This window comes from Candidatus Omnitrophota bacterium (assembly GCA_041653595.1).
Taxonomy (GTDB): Bacteria; Omnitrophota; Gorgyraeia; order Pluralincolimonadales; family Pluralincolimonadaceae; genus Pluralincolimonas.
In genome coordinates, this window is sequence record JBAZFB010000020.1 from 1 (window position 1) to 23,754 (window position 23,754).

Below are 23,754 nucleotides of genomic sequence, written 5' to 3' on the forward strand. Positions count from 1 at the left end.
CCAAGACCGTCCACCTTAATAACATGGATATCCAGGTGGCGACCAACCTCGATGAGGCAGGCGACAGCATAGTCCTCGACTCGGCCTGCGAGTTCGACGATATGACGGTCACTGTCGGCACGCTTAATAACTCGGGAGGCTACGATTTAACGGTCAGCGGCAGCTGGGAGATCTCCGGCACAGGGACTTTCACGCCGGGTACCGGCGCAGCCTCGGTGATCTTAACCGGCGCAGCCAAGAACATAACCACCACCTCCAGTAATTCCTGTGTCTTTTATAACCTGACCGTCTCGGGCAGTTATACCCTGCAATCGTCTATAGGAATGGCCCATAATATGACGATCGGCAGCACGGGCACCCTGGATGCCTCTAATAAGACTATCACCATGACGGGCAGCACGGGCAATTTTGATGTAGAGGGCACCTTCACTTACGGCACCTCTACGGTTGTCATGCAGGCGACAGCCGAGATCCTGGGCCCAGCCAGCGGCACCGGGATCTTTAAAGCCGGATTTTATAATTTGACTATCGGTAAAGTGTCCGCGACCCCGACCGTAACAGTTATCGCCGGAGGCACGTGGGAAGGCATACAGGTTTCTCATACCCTGACCATACTATCCGGAGCCACTCTTACTACCGGCCTCGCCGACAGGAAAATCCAGATGCTAAACGGCTCGACGATAGTCAACAGCGGCACGTGCGACCCGTCAGAGCTCGAGTTTAACCTTGGCAGCAGCGCGGGCACCGCCACCATGGGCGGCGGCAGTTACACAGGCGACCACATCCAGATCGTCCAGGGCACAGTGACCCTGGCCGGGGCCGTGACCGCCTCTTATGAGTGGAGAATAGGTTATTGGCTATCTAACTCGCCCGGCGTCCTTAACCTCAATGGTTATAATCTTACGTCCTCAGGCAGTATTATCCTCGGCAACCATGGATACACGGACCATGTAGGCCAGCTGATCACCGGTTCGGGAAGCATAACCGCGCTCAACCTTTATGTAAATGAGACGGTAACCAGCGGCGGCGACCACTGCTCTATTACCGTGGGAAGCGGCAGTGTTTGCACTTTTTCAGGAGAAGTTTTGACCCATGGGAACGGCATCATCACAAATAACGGTTCGATCGTTTGCGGTAATTTCACTAACGAGAGCGGCGGCACCTATACCGCCAATACCGCAGGATGTTCCATATCCTGCGCAAATTTCACTAACGCCGGGACATTCACCAACAGCCAGACCAACACCGTCTCCGCCTCGGGAAATGTGGTAATAACCGCTTTCGGCGCCACAACCACCAAGAACACCCTTACCATGACAGGCGACGGCAAATACATAAATTCCAGCGCGCATTTGGGCAATCTTGTCAATAACGGCGGTACCAGCCTCAGCAGGAATTATATCGACGGCAATAACCTCACCCTTGACGGGACATTTACGAATAATTCGGGGAAATACTTTACCACCCTTGACGACGACACTACGACCAGCCGAAACCTCACTACCGGAGACGGCGGCGTGAACGGCACGATAGCTATAAGCGGCCCTTTCTACGCGAACGCCTCGACAATAACTATTCAAGACGCCACGACCGGCAACTTCGATGTGAACGTACAGGCTAATTTTCAATGGGGCACTTCTCTCGTCGACCTTAAGGGCACGGGCTCGATAATCGGCCATAGCCACTACATAACTTTCAATAGTTTGACCTGCGGCTATGCCGGCAAGACTACTTCGATCAACATGGGCGCCGACTGGATGGGCTTCGATATCCATGGGACGTTGACCGTCGGGACAGGCGTTCTCCAGCAAAGCGTCGCTAATCAAAAGATTTTTGTATACGGCGCTACGATCGTAAACAGCGGCACAATTTACGTGACGGAGCTTTGGTTCGACTTAGCCGCCCCCACCACCATGAATGGCGGGGATCTATCGACCACCCAGATATTTATTGCCAACGGCGCCACATTGACCCTTACGGGGAACGTGACCCATTCCGGAAATTGGCAGACAGGCCATCAGGGCCAGAATACGACTAACGTCCTTAACGTCAACCAGTACAATATTGTAAGTTCGGGATGGTTCGACGCGGGGGAGTGGAACCTGACCGATTTTGCATGCGTAGGCCAGGTGAACGTTACGACAGGCAACATCACGGTAGCGTTAGATATGCATGTATATCCCAGAATAAACGGCTCGGATGTCTCTTCCATTGATTTAGGAAGCGGCACTCACAGCATCGGGCTTGAGCTTGGTATTGTAACAAGCGGCACCGTCCCTGAATCCACCGCAAATGCCACGCTTACTCTTTCAAGCGCCACAACCACCGTAGGGGGGAATTTTAAGAACTTGGGGACTTCCGCCCAGGTCATCGCCAACGGCGGCACAGTTGTATTTAACGACAATACCAGGACCTCGACCATATACGGAAGCACCTCATTCTATAACTTGACCTGCACGACCGCAGGCAAGACATTGCTTTTTAACGTGGAAACGCCCACCAATAATTATTGCACGACCGTCACCCATAACCTGAATTTCTCCGGCAGTTCGGGCGCGGGTAACCTGGTAACGCTGGGCCGTTCGGACGGAAGCGGCTCAAACCAATGGGCCGTATATCCGGCCGGTTCCAAAGGCGCATCACCCGGCTGGACAGCCGCGTATGTGGATGTATCGAATTCCGTCAACCTCAATGCTAATTATATCAATCCCGATAATTCCAACGACGGCGGGAATAACACCAACTGGTTTAGTCCCACCCTGGTCAAATTGACGTCTTTTTACGCCATAGGTTATTTTGACAAAGTAGATATCCGTTGGAATACGGCCTCGGAATACAATAATGCGGGTTTTAACCTTTACGTGAGCACGAACAAGAACGGGCCTTATGCAAAATTAAATCCTTCGCTGATCCCGGGCCTGGGCACCTCCACCATAGGAGGGGAGTATTCCTATCCCGACGGCAACGTAACCGGCGGCAATACCTATTATTATAAGTTGGAAGACGTGGAATTCAGCGGGCGCACCAGGATGCACGGACCCGTAACGGCCCATCCGGGGCTGGATTCGGATGGCGACGGGATGACCGATGATTGGGAGATCTATCACGGGCTTGATCCCCGCGATCCTGGCGATGCCTCGCTTGACCCGGATGGCGACGGGTTCACTAATTTAGAGGAATTCTTACACGGCACGGACCCGAAGCAAAAAGAGGAAGAGGCGCAAGAAGGGATACGCGTAATCAGTTCGGATGAATCAGGTATTACCCTGGAGCTCATAACCTCGGAATTTAAGGCGACCCCTAAAAAGATAGGCGGGGTCGCGTATCAGGTCCTTGGGATCCCCGGATACGAGCACGGATATACCGATGAACAGGGAAAACCCCGGATGCCGCTCAAGTCGGTCCTGTTAAGCATTCCGCAGGGCGTATCTTGCGCCGTCGCGGACCTGGATTTTGATGTGGTCGAACTATCCGGCTACAATATCTATCCTGTCAGAAGTTCCCGCGTTATCGGGGACTTAAAGAAAACAATGACTGCCGATGAAAATTTGAAAGCGGGAAAACCCCGGTTCAAGAAGATAGAATCGCAGCTTATAGTAGACAAGAAATTTTATTCTGCGGATGAATATTATCCCGTTGATATAGTCAGCCTAGGGTTCGTGGGAGAAATGAGGGGCCAAAGAACGGCTTGCGTGAACATCGCTCCCCTGGCTTTTAATCCGGCCCGTCATGACTTGAAATTTTATAAGAGGATAAAGGTCAAACTGCAATTCAGCGCCAACGAAGTCAACCCGCCGGTAGAGCCGCCCCTGCCTTTGCCCGGAAAGTATTCTAAGGTGAAGGCATACACCACAAAAGAAGGGTTGCACCGGATAGGGTGGGATGACCTTTGGAATGCCGGTTTATACGATATAGCGCGGTTGGATCCGCGCAAGATAAGGTGCTATAACAAAGGTAAGGAGATAGCCCTGCGTATTTCCGGGGAAGAGGACGGGATATTCGGCCGTTATGACTATATTGAATTTTACGCACAAGCCAATAATTCAAAATATTCAAAAGAGAATGTCTATTGGCTCACCTACGACCAGGGAGCGGGATTGAGGATGGAGAATGCGCCTGCCGATACTCACGACCCGGCGGAAGCCCCCGACAGGTTCAGGGCCGCAACGCGCTTAGAGAAGAACGATTATTATTGGGGCGAGCGCAAAGGCCCCGAGGATGTTGACCGCTGGTTTTGGGACAGCTACATCTGGGGAGGGGCGCAGGTTGATTACCAGATAGATCTTAAAGACATAAATCTCCTACATCCCGGAGATGAGGCGAGGGTGAGAGTCGCCTATTACGCCCTATTCGACGTCAGCCATCAAACATCGACCTATCTTAATAACGGGCTTATTGATGATGTGTCATGGGAGGGACAGGATGAACATGTGGTAGAGATAAATGTGCCGCAGGACGCCCTTGTCGAGGGCGGCAACACTATAACTATAGCGGCGCAGCTTCCTCAGGGGGCAGAATACGACCTTCTTGTGCCAAACTACTTTGAGGTGGAATATTGGCGGAATTTTGTCGCGGACGACAATCTCCTGGATTTTTCTTATAAGTCGGTTATCGGCGGTGTGGCCGAGTTCAATATATCCGGGTTTACGAGAGATGACGCCGAATTATTTGATATAACCGAGCCGGCAACGGCCAAATATGTCACCGGCTTCGGGGTTGTATTTCAATCAAACGGTTCATATTCGTTAATATTCAGGTACGATTTCAAGCCGGGTGAGGAAAAGAGATTCCTAGCCTTGACCCCGGATAAAGCAAATTTAGCCGAGCGCCTGAAGATCAATGCGCCTTCGAAGCTGTCTTCACCGGAAAACAAGGCCGACTATATAATAATTTCATACGGGGACTTTAAAAACAGCCTCTCCCCGCTTGAGAGATTGTATAGGAATAAAAGGCTGAACGTAAGCGTAGTCGACGTCGAGGATGTATACGACGAATTTAATTACGGCCTTGTGAGCCCGTATGCGATAAAAGATTTCTTAAGATTCGCCTATAATAGATGGCGGCATCCGGTGCCTACGTATGTGCTCCTGGTCGGCGACGCGAATTACGATTACAGGGATTGCCTGGGTTCCGGGAAAATAAACTATGTCCCGGCTTACCTGTTGCCTGACGTGCCGTATATGGGCGAGACCGCTTCGGATAACTGGTTTGTGTGCCTGGACCCCCCGCAACTTGTCGGCGGGCAAGTCCAGGATGATATATTGCCGGATATGTTCATCGGCAGGATCCCCGCAAGGAACAAAGACGAAGTCGATAATGTAGTCAGGAAAACCGTGGTTTATGCCAATCTGCGTTCCAGGGAATACGGCAGAAAAGTCGTTCTTGCGGCAGATGACGAGGCGCTCTTTGAGCAGATCTCGGATAACCTGCTGCAGTATCTGCCCAAGAAGGCGATACCGGTGAAATTATATCTTTCCGGTTACACAGATTATTCACAATTTACCCAGGACATGATAAATAATATAAATAGCGGCACGGTCTTGCTGAATTACGTAGGACACGGCTCGACCGACCTTTGGACCCAGGAGGGATTATTTAATACGGGTACGGTCGGTTTATTGAATAATTACCGCAAGTATCCCTTTGTCATCTCCTTTGATTGCCTTGACGGTTATTTCCTGCACCCGGAAGAGGGGAACGAATCTCTGGCCGAGGTGTTTATAAAGAGAAGAGATGCCGGCGCGATCGCCTGTTTTTCTCCCACAGGTATGGGCGTGCCGGAAGGGCACCAGGCCTTAAGCGAAGAATTATACAAATCGATCTTTGTGGACGGCAATTACAGGCTTGGCCCCGCCACAACCAAAGCGAAGATAAACTTTTTTTCCAATACGGGAGGACAGCATAAAGACCTGATACAAACGCAGACTCTCTTTGGAGACCCGGCCTTGTCTTTAAATATAGAGAAGAATATAAAAGTTAAAAAAATAGAGATACAGTCCGGCAGTAATCAGCCTTCGCTGTCTATGCCGGCGGATAGTTTTGCGAATATCCTCCGGGAAGTCTTGACAAACGTTAAAGACAGCGAAAGATGGAAAGACGGTTCTAAAGAATCTAAGGAGCCGGAAGACTAAGATTTTTCCAGGGAGAGATGAAAAGAAAACTCAGGATAGAGGTCGCCGGCCATATAGTAGGTCTCAACATCGATGAAGATCGCCACGCATCTTTTGTTAAAGATATCCTCGAAGCATATGATGCGTTTCTTTCCGACGCCGAACCGACGCTTTCCGTAGATGTAGAGTTGACCCGCGATGCGCCGCCGGAATATTTCCCTTTTTCGAAACTTGTTTTTAAAGATGGCGCCATGGTCATAGAGGATGATTGTCTTTTAGGCAGTCTGGATTTCTCAAAAAGACGCGGCCGGATAAAATTAAATCCCCTGAATCCCCTGTATCCGTTGGGCACTTTCCTGAGGAATCTTTACACATTTTTGGTGGTCCTGGAAGACGGGGGGATAGCCCTGCACGCGGCGGGCGTATTGGAAGGGGAAGAGGCGCACGTATTTATCGGTCCGTCTACCGCGGGAAAGTCCACGGTGGCCGGCTTATCTCCGGGAAGGGTTATCTTAAGCGACGACCTGATACTCGCCAAGAAAGTTGACGGTGAATTTAAAATTTTTCCCACTCCGGCCTGGGGAGATAGGCAAATAGGGCCGAGGCAGAACAGGCCTTACCGGATAAAGGGCTTGTTTAAATTGATAAAAGACAAGACGGTATATCTGGAGAGGTTCTCACCCGCGTACGCTCTGGCGAATATATTTACCGTACCCCATATACCGGCCGGATCGATCCCCAAAGAGGGATTGCTTACGACATTTTCGGAACTCCTGTCCGCCGTGCCTTGTTATGGGCTGCATTTCCTGCCGGAGCCCTCGTTCTGGCTTCATATAGAGGGGCTTAAATCTGAAATAGCGCTCTCAAGGAGAGAGAATTGACCATGGACATGAAGACAAAGATACCTGTCAAATCCGGCAAGACCGCTTCAAGGATCATAGACGGAGAGGCCGTTATCGTCCTTTTGGATAAACAGGAGACCATTGTTTTGAACGACGTCGGTTCGCGCATATGGGAGATCATGGACGGAAAGAAGGATATCGATGAGATCAGCGGCGCGATCATGTCGGAATTCGACGCGGCGCGCGAAGAGGCGTTGAAAGACATTACCGAGTTCGTCGAAGATATGGTACAGAGAGGGGCGGCAGAGATCAAATAAAATGAGAGAAACCGATACGGGCCAGGACCGGTATTCAAGGATATACCGCAAGACAATGGATGATTTTATCTGCTTCATGGCCCATTGGGAATTGACCTATAAATGCAATTTAGGATGCAGGCATTGTTACGCCGCCGGGGTGAAAGGCAGACAGGAATTTTCTTATGAAAAGGCAAGATCCGTCATAGACGAGCTCAAAAATATGGGTTGTCTTTATCTTACCTTCAGCGGCGGCGAGGTTTTGATGAGGGATGATTTTTTTGATATCGCGTCATATGCGAGAGAGCAGGGTTTCGCCCTGCGGCTGATGACCAACGCCACTTTGATCGACGAAACTGTCAGCGGGAAAATAGCGTCTCTCCATCCTTTGGCGGTCGAGACGAGCATATATGCCGCCGATAAGGGCCTGCACGATGCCATCACTTTTTCCCCGGGTTCTTTCGATAAGACAATAAAAGCAGCGGCGCTTCTCAGGGACAGGAAGATAAAAGTCGTCCTTAAGTTCCTTATCATGAACGACAATATCGGGGAGTTCAGGGCTGTTGAGTCGTTAGCGGGGGAGATCGGCGCGGATTTTGTATTTGATTATTGCGTCGTGGGCAGGAACGACGGCTCGAAAGGCCCCTTGAAACACAGGCTCAACGGGGAGAAGATCAAAGATTTCTTCGTATCAAACAATATTCCCCTTAAGAAAAGAGAGGCCGACGGCGACGCGCTTCTTTGCATCGCCGGGTTCAATAATATTTTTATTACGCCCCATCTCGATGTTTATCCGTGTATCGGATTGAACGTAAAATTGGGCAGCCTCTATGAAGAGAGGCTTGAGGATATATGGCGTTCCTCGGCGGGGTTAAAGTTCGTAAGAAATATAAAACTGCCCGACCTCCCGGAATGCAAGAGATGCGGCCTCGCGCAATTTTGTTTTAGATGTTCCGGAATAGCGCTTTCCGAGGACGGCGATATTTTTGGACCGTCGAATTTTGATTGTTCGGTCGCAAAAGCAATAGGTGAAATTGTAGCGGAAAGAAAGGAATTGATAAGCGATGAAAGATAGCCCGCGTGAAGGAAAAAGGAAGCCGTACCGCAAGCCGGCCGTCATTTTTTCCAAGAGGATAGAGGTGATATCCACGGTTTGCAATACAGCCAGGGGAGGATTTAGCGGCTGCAGAAAAACAGCCCCCTGCACCCGCGTTCTTTCGTAAATAAGGGCCGGGTTAAAATGGCGGATGTAATGATGTATGGAATAAGATCATTCTCTATCATAAAAGAGGTCATGGCTCGCGAAGGATCTGCGATAAGGTTGTGCGCGAGAGGGGACAGCATGGGCCCGCTGATAAAAGAAGGGGATATCGTCGTTATAAGGCCCAGCACTTTCAAAGAGATAAAGATCGGCGATATAGCCGTGTTTGGCGTTAAAGGAAAGCTATGCGCCCACAGGCTTATAATGAAACTGGCCAAGGGCGGCCGCCATCTCCTTGTTACTAAATCAGACAGGACTTATATGGCTGACGCGCCTTTCCGGCATAAGGACCTATTCGGCAAGATATCCCATATCCAAAGAGGCGCGCTGACGTTAGACCTCGGATCGTTTTTTTGGTCGCCCCTCAATCGCGTCCTGGGATTATATCATTTAATACTGTGCCAGGCTGCCATCCATCTTCGCCTTCTTTACGCTGTATTTAAAAAAAGCGATACTTAATGGAATGAGCAGCACGGAGAACAGCAACAGGAATCCCACCTCTTTGGCGAGTTGCGCCAGAGAATAACCCCTGTAAACAGATAATTCCATGGCCCGGACAGCGTAAGTTATGGGAAAAAATTTCGCCAGGAATTGCAGCCACCCCGGCAATACGGTAACGGGGAAATAGACCCCGCCTATTAAACCCTCGACGCTGTTTATTATCCAGCCCAGAGGGTTTCCGCGCTTGAAGACCATTACAAAACTTGCGGATATTATCCCTAAACCGCTAAAGGAAGCAACTGTCAAAAGCAGGGTTACGAGAGCGGATAACATATTTATGCCGGTGAAGTCTATTTTGAATAAAAAGATCCCCAGGGCGATAAATATAACCATGTCTACAGTTGCGAAGATCAGGTTCCACAAGGCCATGGAGAATAATATGGTAGATATCCCGGCGGGGGTCAAGAGGACCGCTTCTAAGGTCCCCTGTGTTTGTTCGGACTGTATCCGGTTTGAAAAAGAACCCAACCCGATGCCGATATAACTGAAAAACGCCATGCCCAGCAAGACATAGGAAAAATAATTCACGCCAAATTCTTCCAAATGGCTGACCATCATCCGGCCGAATAATTTATCGATGAAGAAATAGCCCAGCAGGCTTACCAGGACCCCGAAGATATTGGCAAGAAAAGCCAGTTTATAACTGGACTCGATAAGGAAGTCCTTTTTTATGAAGGCCAGCGGTATTTTGTGCATCTTACGACCCCGTAGTCAGTTTCACGAAGATCTCGCCCAGCGTAGCGGCGGGATCGCCTGCTTGCTCGCGTAATTGTCCTAACGTGCCCATGGCGCGGAGTTTCCCCTTATTCAATATCATAAATAAGTCACAAAAATCCAGGGCTTCGTCCATATGGTGGGTAGCTAGTATTACGGTTTTGCCCTGCGTTTTCACCAAAGTTCCTTTAATGAAGTTTCTCAGGTTCAAGGCGGCGGCGTAATCGAGGCTTTTGGTCGGTTCATCTAGCAATAGGAGTTCAGGGTCATGGAGCAACCCTCTCATTAACGCAAAACGTCTCTTCATGCCGGTCGAATAGGAATCGAACCTTTTGTCCGCGTAATCGACCGCAAATAGTCCCGACAGCTCATTTATCCTGGATTTAGCAGCTTTCCCGTCGAGCCCGTAGAGAGCGGCAAAAAATTCCAAATTTTGCCTGCCTGTAAGGCGCCAGTAGAAACTCCTCTCCTCATCAGTCACCAACCCGACGGACATTTTTATCTTTTCTTCAAGATCAGATCCGTTGAACAATACAGCTCCCTTGTCAGGCAGGAGGAGCGTAGCGATTATCTTTAAAAGGGTGGTCTTGCCCGCTCCGTTCGGTCCGAGGACAGCGAGTGTTTTCCCCCTCTCAAGGCGGAAGGAAACATCCTCGAGCGCCCTGACCGGTATCCCGCGCCTGAGATCGAGCCTGATTAATTTTCCGAAAGAGAGGGGAGGGGTGAAATCCTTGGTTACCCCGTCTACTTCCAATATAAGTCTCATCTGATTAGGTTTTTATTTCGCCTTTGACTAACTATACCACCGCAAAAAGTAATTGGCAACCAGTTTATTGATATTAATAAAGTTATTGAAAAAGCAGGGAGATATTGTTATAATAACCCTGAGATGAAAGATAAAAATCAGTTTATCGCAGTAAGCCTTATCCTTTGCCTCCTAGCTTTTTTGCCCGCCCCTGTCTTTTCCGAGGAGAAACAAGCCCAAACCGGGAATAAAGGTTATCTTGCGGGAGGGCCTAAAGAAGCAGGACCGGCCCCGGCCGCCGCAGAAGAGGAATATTGGACGAGGCCCCTGGAATATCACATAGGTAATGGCGATGTTATCGAAATTTCAGTGTGGGACATTGCCGAACTTTCCAAGGATATAACAGTCCGTCCGGACGGGAAAATTTCATATCCGCTGATAGGCGAGGTGGATGTCTACGGATTAAGCATGAGCCAATTGAACGACGAGTTGACGAAAAGATTTTCCGTTTACGTCAGGCATCCGCAAGTTACGGTCATCCTCAAGAAATTCGAAGGCAAGAGCGTATTTATATTAGGTGAAGTCAAGAGCCCGGGTGTTTATAAGTATGGCGGACAAGTACGGCTTATAGAGGCTATCAGCGGCGCCGGCGGGTTCACTCTTGATGCGGTTCCGAGAAGCGTATTGGTGATAAGGGGGGATATTACGAAGGATAAAAAACCCCAGCTTATAAAGATCGATGTGGCGAATATCTATACAAAAGCATATTTACGCAACAATATTTTATTGCAGCCGAATGACATCGTTTTTGTCTCCCGTTCGTTCATAGCAAACGCGACAGATTTCTTCTCGAAGATAAATCAACCGTTGACCTCATATATTTTGACTAAACAAATCATCAACCCCGGCTGGTAGAATGGTTTTTGATGAATTAGCAAAAAGGGCGCACGAGGAAGGACTCAGCGCCCTTTTGTATTACAGCATCAAAAATACCGGCCTTTCGGATTCATTACCGCCTGAATTCGTTTCAGGATTAGCCCGCCATTATTATAATAACGCGTCTTTCAATTTATTCGCTCAAGAGAAATTAAACGAAGTTCTGGCCGCTTTTGAAACGGCGGGTATCGATGCGATAGTCTTAAAAGGCCTCTCGCTGATGGATACGGTATACCCCAATATAGCCGTACGCCCCATAACCGATATCGACCTTTTAATCGAAGAAAACGATTTCCCGCGCGCGAAAGATAAGTTAAACGGATTGGGCTACGCTTGCGAAGAATATTGCCGGGAGGATTTTTATAACGGCGAAATAGCCATTGATATCCATTCGAGCATATTAAATTCGGTCAGGGTGAAAAGCCGGCATAAAACCTGCAATATCGATAACGCCGAGTTATGGAGAGATTCCGGTTCCATAACCTTGAGCGGGAGAAAGGTCAGGGTCCTCTCGCCCGAGGACCAGTTGATCTCGCTCTGCCTGCACCTGTTTTATCACCACGGGCTGAAGAGGCTGATCTGGTTCGTGGATATTTGCGCGTTATTAAATGCGCATGAAAATGCATTTGATTGGGCCAGATTCCTGGATAAATGCCGCAGATTTAAGGTCAAAAGCCCTGTTTATTACTGTCTTATCGCCGCCGAAATAAAAATCGGGATCCGGGTCCCCCGGGAAGTCTTGGAAAAATTAAAACCGCCGGCTGAAAACATCTTAACGAGGAAGATCCTGGATCTGGCTATACATAAAGATATATCCGAAAAGGTAAGGTTCTATTTTATCCTGCTATCTTTGGAAAAGTTTAAGGATAAGCTTTTATACTTATTCGAAATCATCCTGCCGCGCCCAAACGTTTTGAGGGCCGTTTATCTGCCCGGGTACTCGCTCCTGCGCCTTTATCTCTTTCATTTTAAAGCGATTTTCGTCGAATCTTCCAAGGCGGCAGGTTCGTTGCTTGACACCTCGCCATAGATGTTATATAATCAATGGCAAGTTTATGAAAATAAAAGAGTTCTGTCAGGGAGCATAAATGCCGCAGTATGAATTAAACCTGCGCGACTATTGGGTAATTTTACGAAAAAGAAAGACGATAGTTTTTCTTACTTTTGGCATCGTCTTGGCCTTAACCGCCGCTTATACACTCCTCGAAGAACCGGCATATAAAGCCTCCGCGACCGTCAGCATAGCCGAAAAGAAAACCTTCGGAAAGTTATTAACGGAGGTATTTGTCGTTTCCCCGGGAGACCCCCTTCTTTCCCAGTCGAGGATCATAAAAAGCAAGCCGGTCGCAGAAGCGGTCGTCAGGGAATTAAATTTGGCCGGCACCCGCCCAACCGAAGAAGAGTTCCAGAAGATAGTCTCGGCCGTGGAAGCATCCATCTCGACGGAGATCGTGACTAATACGAACCTCATCCGCATCGACGTGGTCAATAGAGACCCGCGGAAGGCCGCCGCGATCGCCAACGTCATCACTAAGGCGTTTGTCGTCGAAAATCTAAAGGAAAAGAATAAGCAGGCCCGCTCTGTGCGCGAGTTTGTCGAGAAAAGGATGGAAGAGATCAAGGAGAAGTTAAGGGCGTCCGAAGTCGCTCTTATGGAATTCAGGAGGAAAGAAGCGGCCGCGGGCATCGCGGTCCCGCTTCAAAATAAACTGGTAGAGCTTGAAAGCAAAAGGGCCGAGCTGCTTTTGACGTATACCGAACTTCACCCCGACGTAGTAAAAATAAAAGAACAGATCCAGGGAATAAAGGACCGGCTCGAGAAGATGTCGGAAACGGAACTCGAATTTGCGCGGCTGACCCGGGAATTCCAGATGAACGAAAAGGCATATCGGGAATTAGAAGATAGATTCCATGAAGCGCAGTTCGCCGAGGCGGAGGAGGTTTCCGATGTCAATATAGTCGATCCCGCGAGCGTCCCGGTGCGGCCTATGAAGCCGGACCGCGTATTGAATTTGCTGATGGGGGTGATCGTGGGCCTGACTTTGAGTTTTGTTTCGGCTTTTGTTACGGAACACTTAGATACCTCATTAGGGACGATAGAGGATATCGAAAGCGTAATCAAGCTGCCCGTCTTGGGAGTGATCCCTCACTTACCGATCAGAGGCGAAGAAAAGAAGAGTTTCAGGGAGAAAGTTTCTATAATAAAGCAAGTCAAGGAAGACGATAGATTATCGCAGCTGAAGCAACAACTGATCATAAATTATCCGAACAAATCTCCGATCATCGAGGCATACCGGATCTTGTATACGAGCATAAAAATAGAAGTCTTTGGCGGAGAGCTTGACGGGAAGAATTTATTATTAACGAGCACGGGCCCCGGCGAAGGCAAATCGATAACGATCGCGAATTTAGGGCTTACGATGGCGCAGATGGGCAAAAGGGTCCTCCTGATCGACGCCGATCTAAGGCGTTCCATAATCCATAAGATCTTCGGGTTTAAAGACAAAAAACCCGGCCTTGCCGATATCCTGTTGGGCACTGCGACGGAAAGTTCAATAAGGGGTTTAACGGATTTTCTTATCGGGCTCGGCTGGGATGAGGCGTTAAAGATCCCCGGCATAGACAATCTGAATGTTTTAACTTCCGGTTCAACCGTTCAAAACCCGGCGGAACTTCTCGGTTCACAAAATATGGTTAACTTTCTCAAAAGGATGAGAGAGAAATACGACGTCGTATTATTGGATTCCCCGCCGGTTTTGGCGGTTACCGACCCGTCCGTGCTTGCGCCGAATGTAAATGCGGTGATTTTACTTTATGAGGCGGGGAAGATATCCAGGAGCGCGCTCCATCGCGCGAAAATACAATTGGAATCCGTAAAGGCGCCTGTCAAAGGAGTGGTCTTAAATAATATCTCGCCTGAGGTAGAGATGTATTCGAGTTATTATTATCACTATAAGCCTCGTGAAGAGAAGCCCGGCCGGGGCGTGAAAGAGACATGATACTCTTCAGTTATACCGGTTTTTATCCCCTCGTATTGCGGTATTATTAATTGGGCGAATTCCTTATTCCAGTCATAGCGTTGACTTGTCTGTTCGCCGGCATCCTAGTCCTGATTAATACCGATGCCGCGGTAATATTGCTTCTCTTCTCCATGCTCCTTTCTCCCGAATTAGAGGTAGCGCAGGTCCCCCGCCAGGCCGTAGTCATCAGGATCGACGATATACTACTCTGCGTGGTCTTCTTGACCTGGCTGGCAAAAATGGCAATGAATAAGCAATTAGGCCTGCTGAAAAATACCCCCTTGAACCTGCCGATAGCGGTTTATGTGACAATTTCTATTCTTTCGACGGCGTGGGGCATCGCCGGCGGCTGGATCGTCCCGGTCAAAAGCCTCTTTTATTTATTGAAATATTTTGAGTATTTTTTGTTATATTATATGATCTCCAATATTATAAAAAGCAGGGAACAGCTAAAGGCGTTTACCTTTGTATTTTTATTGACCGCGTTTATAATCTGTATCTACGCCTGGACCCAGTTCGGGACGGAAGCGAGGGTTTCAGCGCCGTTTGAGGGGGAGTCCGAGCCGAATACCCTTTCCGGATACCTGTTGATAATAATGGCCCTGTGCTGGGGGCTGGTCTTATGTTTGAAACGGTTTAGCACGCGCCTGTTACTTTTCGGCCTGTTCCTTTTTACTCTTCTGCCTTTTTTCCACACGCTTTCAAGAGGCGCCTGGATAGGATTACCGCCGATGGCGATCGCGCTTACCGTGCTGCACAAACAGAAGAGCCCTATTCTCGTGGTCCTTTTGACCGCCGTTATTTTAGCGCTGCCGATAGTTTTGCCCGATTTCGTAAAACATAGGATAGAGGAGACCTTTGTACCGGATTCTATAACCAAGGAATATGAAGTGGCCGGAAAAAAATTACCGGTAACTTTAGAGGGGTCGGCTATGTTGAGGATAGTAAGCTGGGAATGGATCATAACCGACAGGCTTCCCAAGAAGCCTTTCTTAGGGTGGGGCGTAACGGGTGTGGGGTTTATCGATAGTAACTATTTTCTTATGTTGGGCGAGGTCGGTTTGTTTGGCATAGCGGTTTTCTTCTGGATCCTGTCGACGATCTTCCGCCAGGCATACCGGAATTTTCAAAATATGAAGGATGATTTTTACAGGGGCTTAAGTTTGGGCTTGCTCGTTTGCTTGATGGGGCTTATGGTCCAGGCGTTGACGGCGAATAGTTTTATAATAGTGCGCATAATGGAGCCCTTCTGGTTTTTAACGGCTATGGTCATGGTGTTACCCCGGCTGGCAGAGGAAAAAGCAAGCTGAAGATAAATGGCGGCTAAAACAAAACAAAGTCTATCGCAAAAGATAATCAGAAATACCATTTTCAATGCCGCTGGTGATTTTTGGGGAATTTTAATTGCTTTATTTTTGACCCCCTACGTTATCCACCATATCGGTATTGAGAGATTCGGGATACTGGCGATCGTAGGGGCGATAACCGGTTATTTTAGTTTGTTTGATTTTGGGATCGGCAGCTCCTTTGTAAAATACATCGCTGAGTTTTATGCGAAAAAAGATTATGAAAAAATAAATCAGGTCGTTAACACAGGCTTTGTTTTTTATTCCATATTTGCGATATTCATTATCATTTCAACCTTTTTTATTATTAGCCCGCTGCTTACTCTCTTTAAGATCCCCGCCCATCTGTACAATGAGGCGTTATTTGTCTTTTTACTCGGGATCGCCCTCTTTGGTGTTTCCAACGCTTTAAGTCCCTTTCTGGCGATCCAAGGCGGCTTGCAGAGAATGGATATTACCAATAAAGTGGCGATAGCACTCTCGATCCCGAGCGCCGGAGGTACAATTTTTTTCCTGGAAAAAGGGTATGGCCTGCCGGGATTAGTGGTCAATATGGCCATTTTTTTTATTATAAGCAGCGTGATCAGCATAGCCATCGCTTTCAAGATATTGCCCGAGTTAAGATTCAATCCTTTGTTGTTTAGCAGGGCGATATTCAGGAAGCTGTTTGGATTCGGATATAAGATGCAGGTATCGGCGATCGCCGGCATACTTCATTTTCAGATAGACAAGTTCATATTGGTGTATTTCTTGAATTTAGGATTCGTTACTTACTATTCTGTCGCCGCGCAATTGGCTTCTAAGATAAGAGAATTACCGCTGCTGTTGGTTTCAGCGGTTTTCCCCGCCGCTTCAGAACTGGATGCAAGGGACGATAAGGAAACACTGTATAAATTATACTTCCGGTCAATGAAATACGTTATCCTAATCGGACTTCCGATGTCGGTAGCGGCGATCCTATTGGCCAACCCCTTTATAGCATTATGGTTAGGTAAAGGATACGAAATGACCGCTTTAACGCTGCAAATCCTTATAGTAGGTTATTTTTTTAACATGATAACAGGGCCCGGTTTTTTTATTTTAAATGGTTTAGGAAAGCCTCAATATGGGATGAGGAGTTCGATCCTTTCTACTTTTCTCAAGTTAACCTTGAGTATTTTATTAGTGGTTAAAATAGGTTACTTTGGCGTAGTTATCGGGACGGCAGTCTCTATGATCATCGCAGCTATTTATTTTATTTTTGCGGCTCATAAGGTCATGGATATACCTCTCTGGAAGTTCAGCGGAAAAATATTGCCCAAGCCTCTTATGGCGTGTATCGCGGCCCTTTTAGCCGTTTACATCCTGATTAAACAGACGGGACAGATGGGATGGTTCGGTTTCATCGGGGCGGGTTCATTATATTTTATAATTTTTGGCGCGGTCATATTGCTGGTGTATTACCTGGATGATTTTGATAAGGCATTGATAAATAAATATAGCCCGATCCATTAAGCCGGTTCGCTCCAATAGATCATCTTTTTTATTATTTTAATTATGGTAGGAACGATCTTCGAGGGGTCCCTGAGGCATTCTTTTATCAGCTGTAATGCTATTTTTTTATAAAAGATTCTCAATTTTAACCTGTCTAAAAATTTATAGTCTATATTCTTGATCGTTGGCCTATACACTCCGGTTCTTTCTATGGCAAAGGGATCGGTTAAATCTGGAAGTATGAGATCTTTTTCCAGGCACAGATCGTAGATCTCCGTCCCCTTTATGGGCACAAAATAAAAGGGGCTGATGTAGTCCGGTTTTATCTTCATTATCATTTTGGCGGTCGCCGATTGTTCTTCTTTGGTCTCGGTGGGAAGCCCAAGCATAAAAGTCGCAAATATTTTTATGCCGTGTTTTTTACAGATACTTGCGGCCTTATAATTTTGTTCAACGGTAGTCCCTTTTTTAAGAAGATCTAGAATTCTTTGGCTGCCGCTTTCGAAACCTATCACGAAACAATCAACGCCGATTTCGCTTAAGCGTTTTACTATGTTTTCATTTCTGCAAATAATGTCAGCCCTGTTGCAGGCAGCAATAGTTACCCCGAACTTCTCTTTTTCGTAAAGATCGCAGAATTCAAGGGTCCATTCCGGATTTACAGTGAAGGTGTCATCCCAAAAAGTTATGCTTTTGAAGTCAAAGTCATTTTTTAACGACTTTATTTCTGCTATGACATTTTGAGGACTTATCATTCGGTGGGGCCTGCCATAAGTCAGATTTTCCGCCGGTTGGCAGTAGGTGCATTGATATGGGCACCCGCGGCCGGCGATCATTGTAACATGCGGAAGCGCTTGGTCCGGCGTAAAGTGGCAGTTCAGCTCTCTGGAATAATCGAATAAATTCCGGTCAGCCCAGGGTAATTCATCCAGGTCCGGGACTTCTCCTTTGTTGAATTTCGGCAAATCCGCATTATTTTCTAATCCCTGGACTATTTTTGTGAAGGTAATTTCGCCTTCTCCCGTAACGATGTAGTCTATTTTTTGGTCATTTTTGTAACTTTCGGGAAAGATCGTCGGATTTAAGCCGCCGGCAATTATTTTGGCTGAGGGTTTCAAGCCTTTTATGATCTCTACGGCTCTCATCGCTACTTTATAATCAAGATTTGAGATAGAGATACCTATTATGTCCGCATTTAAATTTTCAACGGTTCTTTTGAAATCTTCCCAGGAATCCAATGTTCTCATATCGATAAGTTTGACATCATAGCCTTTGCTTTTGATATAGGCGCCGATGGACGCTAAACCATGATGTATCCAATTGATCTCACCGCTGGCGCTTTTGCCGGCCTGGCCGAATCCGGAAATGCCGGTTCCGGGGTAAATGAGCGCAATCCGAGGTTTCATTTTTTTATCCATATCGTTACCTATTTTATCATATTATATTGACATCAACAAGCTTAGGAAAAGAAAGATTGACGCTGGAACGCAGGAAGAAGTATAATCTGAGAGGTAAAAATATTAACCAAAACAATGCCCCATCCGGCACTAAAGAGCAAACCTACATTAGGCCCATGATACTTATGCAAAAAGACCCGGTTTCTATAATTATCGTCAACTGGAACGGCAAAAAATATATAATTCAATGCCTCGAAGCCGTATTTAAGCAGACCTATAAAAACTTCGAGGTTATAGTGATAGATAACGGCTCAACGGATGGTTCCGACCGGTTGATCGAAAGTTATTCACCCCGGATCCTGCTGATCCGGAATCCGGAAAACACCGGATTCAGCAAAGCCAACAACCAGGGGATCAAACGCTCAAAAGGAGAGTTCATATTATTATTGAACACGGATGCATTTATGGAGCCGGATTTTTTGGAGGAAACAGTCAAGGCCGCTAAGTCAGACGAAAAAATAGGCCTGGTAACGGGTAAGATATTAAAACAATCGCCTGAAAACGGAAAAAAGATGATAGATTCGGCAGGCCATACGGGTAACAGGTATAGGCGTTTTTCCGACAGGGGAGGGGACGAAGAGGATAAAGGGCAATATGATACTTGCGAATATGTATTCGGAATCTGCGCCGCCTGCGGGTTATATAGAAGGCAGATGTTAGAGGATATCTCAATAGTCGGAGAATATTTTGATGAATTATTTTTTTCATATTATGAGGATGTGGATTTAGGATGGCGGGCGCAGCTTCGGGGCTGGAAAGCTTATTATACGCCCCGGGCGATCAGCTATCATGTTCGCGGCGGAAGCAGCCTCCAGGAGCATTTGGGACGCTGTTTTGATTATCGAAATTGGCACCTGATGGTTTTCAAGAACGATTCTTTATTCAATATACTTAAAGATTTCCGCCAGGTTTGTACTTATGATTACTACAGGTCGAAAACAGCATTTCTTGAAGGATATCTGTTTAAGAGCTGGCTTGGTATAATAAGGCTGCTTCCGTCGGTTATAAAAAAGCGGCGGATTATCCAAAGAAGAAAGACGGCAACCGATGAATACATGCGCCGGTGGTTTAAAACATAACGACAGGGCACATATGGCTAAAATCAATGTCTTATATTTTACGCCGACCCTTGATATAGGCGGAGCGGAATGGACATTGTATATACTGGCTAAGGGGTTAAATAGAGAGAAGTTTAACCCTATCGTAGCTTACTTTTTTCGGAGCGGCGCATTGGAGGATCTGTTGAAGCAAAAGGGGATAGAAGTCTTATGCGTAGGCCCGAATAAGACTAATATTTCTAGGTGGGACAGGCTTAAGGCGATCATAAGGATCTCCGGGCTTCTTAAAAAAAGGAAGATCAAGATTGTCCATACCATTCAATTCGACGTAGATATACTGGGAGCTATAGCGGCGAAATTGGCAGGAGCCCCGGTTGTTATATCGCATATAGCGGGTGAAAGTTATCTTACGTGGTTCCGAAAATATAAATGGCGATACAGGATTATTTATAAGTTTTTTATCGATAAGTATATCGTGTGCTCCAAATTTTTAACGGAGCAATTTATTTCGAGTTGCAATGTGAACAGGGCAAAGGTGTTAACGATCCAGAACTGTGTCGACGAAGAGAGATTCCATTCCCGATACGGCAAGGATGGAAATGACTTGCGCAAGGAATTAGGCTTAGGTAATGATGAAATTGTCATGGGTTGTATAGCGAATTTTGGCCCGGACAAAGGACATCGGTATTTGATCGATGCCATCCCTAAAATTACGCCCTTATTTCCTAATATAAAAATTATATTGATAGGCAGGTTCTTCTCGTTAAAAGAGGGACTTATGGAACAAGCAAAGGAGCTCGGCGTCTTAAGCAACGTTATCTTCCTGGGTTTTCATTTAAATATAGAGGAGATGTTGGGTTTAATGGACATATTTATCTTACCGTCTTTATCGGAAGGTTTGCCGGTCGCAATTTTAGAGGCTATGTATATGTCTAAACCCGTTGTGGCGACCAAGATCGACGGTATCCCGGAGGCTGTTATTGAAGGCGAGACGGGAATTTTGGTGCCGCCAGGGAATAGCGTCGAGCTTGCCAAAGCGATAGTCTCTCTTTTGTCCGACAGGAATAAAGCCCGGGAGATGGGCAGGAGGGGCAGGGAAAGATGCCTTGAAGAATTCAGTTCAAGCGTCTTGGTAAGGAAGGTTGAGGACCTGTATGAGTCGTCTCTTAATGAAAAAGATGTTAATTAATGTTTTCCATAGTCTGCGCGTATAATAATGAAAAGATCCTCAGCGATTATCTGCTCAGGTGCCTGAAAGAGCAAACCGCGGGTTTTGAGCTGATAAAAGTGGATAATACCTCCGGTACGATCAAATCGGCGGCCGAAGGGCTTAACCGCGGCGGCAGAAACGCGAAGGGGGATTATATAATCTTTATGCACCAGGACGTCTGCCTTATGTCCGGGGAATGGCTGGAAAAGGCGGAGTCTTTCTTGAAGGAAATCCCGGATCTGGGAGTTGCCGGCATCGCCGGTATGAGAAAAGCGAATACCGCAGCCGCTTTTAAGGTGGGCACAATCCCCGTTGAAAATCGGGTTTGTTTTGTATATCAGGGGCCTGAAAAGAAACCAAAAGTGTACGGAGATACTTTTGGCGGGCCCGCAGAGGCGCAGACCTTGGATGAACAACTACTGATAGTTCCAAGAAGTGTTTTCGCCGGCATTAAGTTTGACGAAAAGACCTGCGACGGCTGGCATCTATACGGCGTGGACTATTCTTTATCGGTAAAAAAAGCGGGCCTGAAGGCCTATGTCCTGCCTTTGCCTGTATGGCACCTGTCCAGCGGATCCCTCGATAACGAATACTATACGACTCTTAATAAGGTCCTGAAGAAACACCGGAGAGAAAAAGTAATATATACAACTTGCGGATTATGGTATACATCCAATTTCTTAAACTGCTTGAACCTGATCTTGATGGCGGTAAAAGGCGGGATCGGCCGCTGGATCGGTTTGAATGATTACGGGGCAAGCCCCTTTATAGGGACCATGAAATTGCTGCTAGGAAACAAAAAGTGATTAATCCATGAAGATATTACTTTGCGCATCCAGTAATCCCCGCTTTATCGAATTGGGAGGATACGTGGAGAGGGCGCTAAATGCATTAGGGCATCGATGCGAGAAGTTCGATTTTCGTCGATTTATTGTGCCTGGTGTCATAAGATATCGCACCCCATTTCTTGATAAATGGGATTTAAACAGGTTAAATCGTAGTTTGATCAGAAAGGCGTCTGAATATAGGCCTGATATTTTATTTGTAATTCAGGGGCATACACTTTTTCCGGAAACGATATCAACGATTAAACGAAGATTTGGGCCGGCGACGATAAACTGGTTCCAGGATTATCCGAAGGATTTTGAAGTTTCTTTGGCATTAGCGCCTGCCTTTGACCATTTCTTTATGACCGACTCGTATGCTGTCCAATATCATTTAAACATTGGAAATAAGAATGTGAAATGCCTTCCTTTTGCCTGCGACCCTCAGATCCATCGCCCTTTTAATTTAACAAAAGAGGAGCAAAAAACTTACGCGGCGGATATCGTATTTGTAGGCAGTATGTACGAATACAGGATCAAACAGCTTGAAAATTTAGTTGGTTTTAACCTGGCGATTTGGGGACCGGGTTGGAAGAATTTAAAAGACGGGTCTTCATTAAAGAGATTTGTCAGAGGAGACGCTGTCATTCCTTCGGAATGGGTTAAGATTTTTAATGCGTCAAAGATCACATTTAATCATATCGGACAATATAATATGCCTTCCTATCTTACGGGGAATAATATAGTTAATATGCGCTTTTTTGAAGCGCTTGGTTGTAAGGCATTTCAAATAGTTGATTATAAAAAAGATATCTCCTCTTTTTTATTCTCCGATAGGGAGGACCTGGTCTGTTATAAAGATGATGATGAGCTCAAGGAATTGGTTAAGTATTATTTAGCCCGCCCTGAGGAACGCAAAAGGATCTCTGAAAATGGTCATAGAAAAGTATTAGAAAGACATACCTATATCCATAGGATGAAAGAGGTCTTTTCTTGTTTGGAGCAGAAAATATGACATCAGGATATGCAGATTGCATAGGTTGCGGAAATAAAAATTTCGGTTTTATGTATAATTTCTTCGACGGAACCCGCTGTTTTAAAGATAAGCTGCGGCTTGTAAAGTGTAAAAGCTGCGGACTCATGTTTATCAACCCCTTGCCAAGCCGGGAGAAGCTGGGATCTTACGTCCAAAACCAGCTTTTTAGCGAAATAGACGACGGATCATATTCATCCCAGGTGAAGAAAATTTTATCCGTTAAAGATAAAGGAAAAATTTTGGACATAGGCTGCGGCAGGGGCTTTTTCCTTAACAGGATGAAACAGTCCGGATGGTCCGCTTTTGGAGTTGAGCTAAATAAAGAAATGGCGGCACACGCAAAAGAAAAGTTTGGGCTTGATATATTTTGCGGCACGCTTCAGGAGACAAAGTTCCCCGACGGGTCCTTCGATGCCGTAAATTTGCGCCATGTTTTGGAACACCTGTTATCGCCGTATCAGACCTTGATCCATATTCATAGAGTATTGAAGCAGGACGGGACCATTGTCATCACCGTTCCTAATTTCGAAGGCTTCCAAAGGAAGATATTCGGCAGATATTATCTGGCGGTAGCCGGAATATTTCACATCTCCCAATTCACTCCCCGCTCATTGAAGTCGTTATTGGAAAGGGCGGGTTACCGGGCGATCTCGATCAAAACATTTCAAGAGAGCGCTTCTGCGTGGCTTTATGGAGAGAGCCTTAGGTATTTATTGAGAGATCTCAGGTTGTATCCTCAAAAGCAGGCCCTGGCCGGAAGAAGCAATTCCCTTGACGGCGCCTCGCCAAGGTCCTCAAACCGAATATCGGTAAAAGATTCCCTGCATTCTATCGAGCAAATATTATTTGAGGCCGTCGGGGGGATCGGAGCGGGCCTTGGCATGGGAGATGTAATGATCTGCTGCGCAAGGAAGGTGTAATAAAT

18 protein-coding genes are annotated in these 23,754 nt (G+C 46.8%); 15 read left to right on the plus strand and 3 right to left on the minus strand.

The genetic code is table 11. The features are described from left to right. Positions 1 to 35 precede the first annotated feature (35 nt). The 5 genes from WC317_06950 (at position 36) to WC317_06970 (ending at position 8,968) form a co-directional block, all read left to right on the plus strand. Positions 36 to 6,131 carry a C25 family cysteine peptidase gene (locus tag WC317_06950; protein MFA5339864.1) on the plus strand — a complete coding sequence of 2,032 codons (6,096 nt, stop codon included), beginning with the start codon at positions 36 to 38 and terminating at the stop codon, positions 6,129 to 6,131. 17 nt (positions 6,132 to 6,148) lie between these two features. After that, positions 6,149 to 6,991, plus strand: a complete 843-nt coding sequence (locus tag WC317_06955) for a hypothetical protein (GenBank protein ID MFA5339865.1) — start codon at positions 6,149 to 6,151, stop codon at positions 6,989 to 6,991. Between the two features lie 2 nt (positions 6,992 to 6,993). Continuing rightward, the gene (locus WC317_06960; GenBank protein MFA5339866.1) at positions 6,994 to 7,269 is read left to right on the plus strand and encodes a PqqD family protein; all 276 of its coding nucleotides are present in this window, start codon (positions 6,994 to 6,996) and stop codon (positions 7,267 to 7,269) included. 1 nt (position 7,270) lies between these two features. Beyond that, positions 7,271 to 8,323 carry a radical SAM protein gene (locus tag WC317_06965; protein ID MFA5339867.1) on the plus strand — a complete coding sequence of 351 codons (1,053 nt, stop codon included), beginning with the start codon at positions 7,271 to 7,273 and terminating at the stop codon, positions 8,321 to 8,323. Between the two features lie 177 nt (positions 8,324 to 8,500). Further along, positions 8,501 to 8,968 carry a S24 family peptidase gene (locus tag WC317_06970; protein MFA5339868.1) on the plus strand — a complete coding sequence of 156 codons (468 nt, stop codon included), beginning with the start codon at positions 8,501 to 8,503 and terminating at the stop codon, positions 8,966 to 8,968. Here the strand turns inward: WC317_06970 and WC317_06975 are convergent. Then, on the minus strand, positions 8,900 to 9,706 hold the full coding sequence (locus tag WC317_06975; protein ID MFA5339869.1) for an ABC transporter permease: 807 nt from the start codon (positions 9,704 to 9,706) through the stop codon (positions 8,900 to 8,902). The two genes, WC317_06970 and WC317_06975, sit on opposite strands and share 69 nt — an antisense overlap. A 1-nt stretch (position 9,707) precedes the next feature. Next, on the minus strand, positions 9,708 to 10,490 hold the full coding sequence (locus WC317_06980) for an ABC transporter ATP-binding protein (protein ID MFA5339870.1): 783 nt from the start codon (positions 10,488 to 10,490) through the stop codon (positions 9,708 to 9,710). A gap of 123 nt (positions 10,491 to 10,613) precedes the next feature. On the opposite strand from WC317_06980, the gene WC317_06985 reads away from it, so the two are divergent. Genes WC317_06985 through WC317_07005 form a run of 5 tightly spaced genes read left to right on the plus strand, consistent with a single transcriptional unit; the run spans position 10,614 to position 17,265 of the window. Continuing rightward, on the plus strand, positions 10,614 to 11,384 hold the full coding sequence (locus WC317_06985; GenBank protein ID MFA5339871.1) for a polysaccharide biosynthesis/export family protein: 771 nt from the start codon (positions 10,614 to 10,616) through the stop codon (positions 11,382 to 11,384). A 1-nt stretch (position 11,385) separates the two neighbouring features. Next, positions 11,386 to 12,435, plus strand: a complete 1,050-nt coding sequence (locus WC317_06990; GenBank protein ID MFA5339872.1) for a nucleotidyltransferase family protein — start codon at positions 11,386 to 11,388, stop codon at positions 12,433 to 12,435. A 58-nt stretch (positions 12,436 to 12,493) separates the two neighbouring features. Next, on the plus strand, positions 12,494 to 14,404 hold the full coding sequence (locus WC317_06995) for a GNVR domain-containing protein (GenBank protein ID MFA5339873.1): 1,911 nt from the start codon (positions 12,494 to 12,496) through the stop codon (positions 14,402 to 14,404). Positions 14,405 to 14,454: 50 nt separating this feature from the next. Beyond that, a complete protein-coding gene (locus WC317_07000) occupies positions 14,455 to 15,735 on the plus strand; it encodes a hypothetical protein (GenBank protein ID MFA5339874.1) in 1,281 nt (426 codons plus the stop codon). A 6-nt stretch (positions 15,736 to 15,741) separates the two neighbouring features. After that, on the plus strand, positions 15,742 to 17,265 hold the full coding sequence (locus WC317_07005; GenBank protein ID MFA5339875.1) for a flippase: 1,524 nt from the start codon (positions 15,742 to 15,744) through the stop codon (positions 17,263 to 17,265). Here WC317_07005 and WC317_07010 read toward each other — a convergent pair. Further along, a complete protein-coding gene (locus tag WC317_07010; protein MFA5339876.1) occupies positions 17,262 to 18,662 on the minus strand; it encodes a radical SAM protein in 1,401 nt (466 codons plus the stop codon). The genes WC317_07005 and WC317_07010 overlap by 4 nt on opposite strands. A gap of 164 nt (positions 18,663 to 18,826) precedes the next feature. Between WC317_07010 and WC317_07015 the strand changes: the two genes are divergently transcribed. From WC317_07015 to WC317_07035, 5 genes are read left to right on the plus strand one after another with little or no spacing between them, the layout of a single operon-like run. After that, complete coding sequence (locus WC317_07015) at positions 18,827 to 19,780, plus strand: glycosyltransferase family 2 protein (protein MFA5339877.1); 954 nt, start codon at positions 18,827 to 18,829, stop codon at positions 19,778 to 19,780. Between the two features lie 13 nt (positions 19,781 to 19,793). After that, the gene (locus WC317_07020; GenBank protein MFA5339878.1) at positions 19,794 to 20,948 is read left to right on the plus strand and encodes a glycosyltransferase; all 1,155 of its coding nucleotides are present in this window, start codon (positions 19,794 to 19,796) and stop codon (positions 20,946 to 20,948) included. After that, the gene (locus WC317_07025; protein ID MFA5339879.1) at positions 20,948 to 21,775 is read left to right on the plus strand and encodes a glycosyltransferase; all 828 of its coding nucleotides are present in this window, start codon (positions 20,948 to 20,950) and stop codon (positions 21,773 to 21,775) included. Before WC317_07020 ends, WC317_07025 begins: the two co-directional genes overlap by 1 nt. 7 nt (positions 21,776 to 21,782) lie before the next feature. Next, positions 21,783 to 22,808, plus strand: a complete 1,026-nt coding sequence (locus tag WC317_07030; GenBank protein MFA5339880.1) for a glycosyltransferase — start codon at positions 21,783 to 21,785, stop codon at positions 22,806 to 22,808. Next, positions 22,805 to 23,749: a class I SAM-dependent methyltransferase gene (locus tag WC317_07035; GenBank protein ID MFA5339881.1), complete on the plus strand. Its 945-nt coding sequence runs from the start codon at positions 22,805 to 22,807 to the stop codon at positions 23,747 to 23,749. The genes WC317_07030 and WC317_07035 overlap by 4 nt, the downstream gene beginning before the upstream one ends. Positions 23,750 to 23,754 lie beyond the last annotated feature (5 nt).

What these genes read in the sequence shown, in the direction of transcription:
- WC317_07025 (MFA5339879.1), top strand. Translation starts at nt 20,948, where the DNA reads ATGTTTTCCATAGTCTGCGCGTATAATAATGAAAAGATCCTCAGCGAT.
- WC317_06980 (MFA5339870.1), bottom strand. Translation starts at nt 10,490, where the DNA reads ATGAGACTTATATTGGAAGTAGACGGGGTAACCAAGGATTTCACCCCT.
- WC317_06960 (MFA5339866.1), top strand. Translation starts at nt 6,994, where the DNA reads ATGGACATGAAGACAAAGATACCTGTCAAATCCGGCAAGACCGCTTCA.
- WC317_06970 (MFA5339868.1), top strand. Translation starts at nt 8,501, where the DNA reads ATGATGTATGGAATAAGATCATTCTCTATCATAAAAGAGGTCATGGCT.
- WC317_06965 (MFA5339867.1), top strand. Translation starts at nt 7,271, where the DNA reads ATGAGAGAAACCGATACGGGCCAGGACCGGTATTCAAGGATATACCGC.
- WC317_07020 (MFA5339878.1), top strand. Translation starts at nt 19,794, where the DNA reads ATGGCTAAAATCAATGTCTTATATTTTACGCCGACCCTTGATATAGGC.
- WC317_06975 (MFA5339869.1), bottom strand. Translation starts at nt 9,706, where the DNA reads ATGCACAAAATACCGCTGGCCTTCATAAAAAAGGACTTCCTTATCGAG.
- WC317_06985 (MFA5339871.1), top strand. Translation starts at nt 10,614, where the DNA reads ATGAAAGATAAAAATCAGTTTATCGCAGTAAGCCTTATCCTTTGCCTC.
- WC317_07035 (MFA5339881.1), top strand. Translation starts at nt 22,805, where the DNA reads ATGACATCAGGATATGCAGATTGCATAGGTTGCGGAAATAAAAATTTC.
- WC317_07015 (MFA5339877.1), top strand. Translation starts at nt 18,827, where the DNA reads ATGCAAAAAGACCCGGTTTCTATAATTATCGTCAACTGGAACGGCAAA.
- WC317_07010 (MFA5339876.1), bottom strand. Translation starts at nt 18,662, where the DNA reads ATGGATAAAAAAATGAAACCTCGGATTGCGCTCATTTACCCCGGAACC.
- WC317_06955 (MFA5339865.1), top strand. Translation starts at nt 6,149, where the DNA reads ATGAAAAGAAAACTCAGGATAGAGGTCGCCGGCCATATAGTAGGTCTC.
- WC317_06990 (MFA5339872.1), top strand. Translation starts at nt 11,386, where the DNA reads ATGGTTTTTGATGAATTAGCAAAAAGGGCGCACGAGGAAGGACTCAGC.
- WC317_07030 (MFA5339880.1), top strand. Translation starts at nt 21,783, where the DNA reads ATGAAGATATTACTTTGCGCATCCAGTAATCCCCGCTTTATCGAATTG.
- WC317_06995 (MFA5339873.1), top strand. Translation starts at nt 12,494, where the DNA reads ATGCCGCAGTATGAATTAAACCTGCGCGACTATTGGGTAATTTTACGA.
- WC317_07005 (MFA5339875.1), top strand. Translation starts at nt 15,742, where the DNA reads ATGGCGGCTAAAACAAAACAAAGTCTATCGCAAAAGATAATCAGAAAT.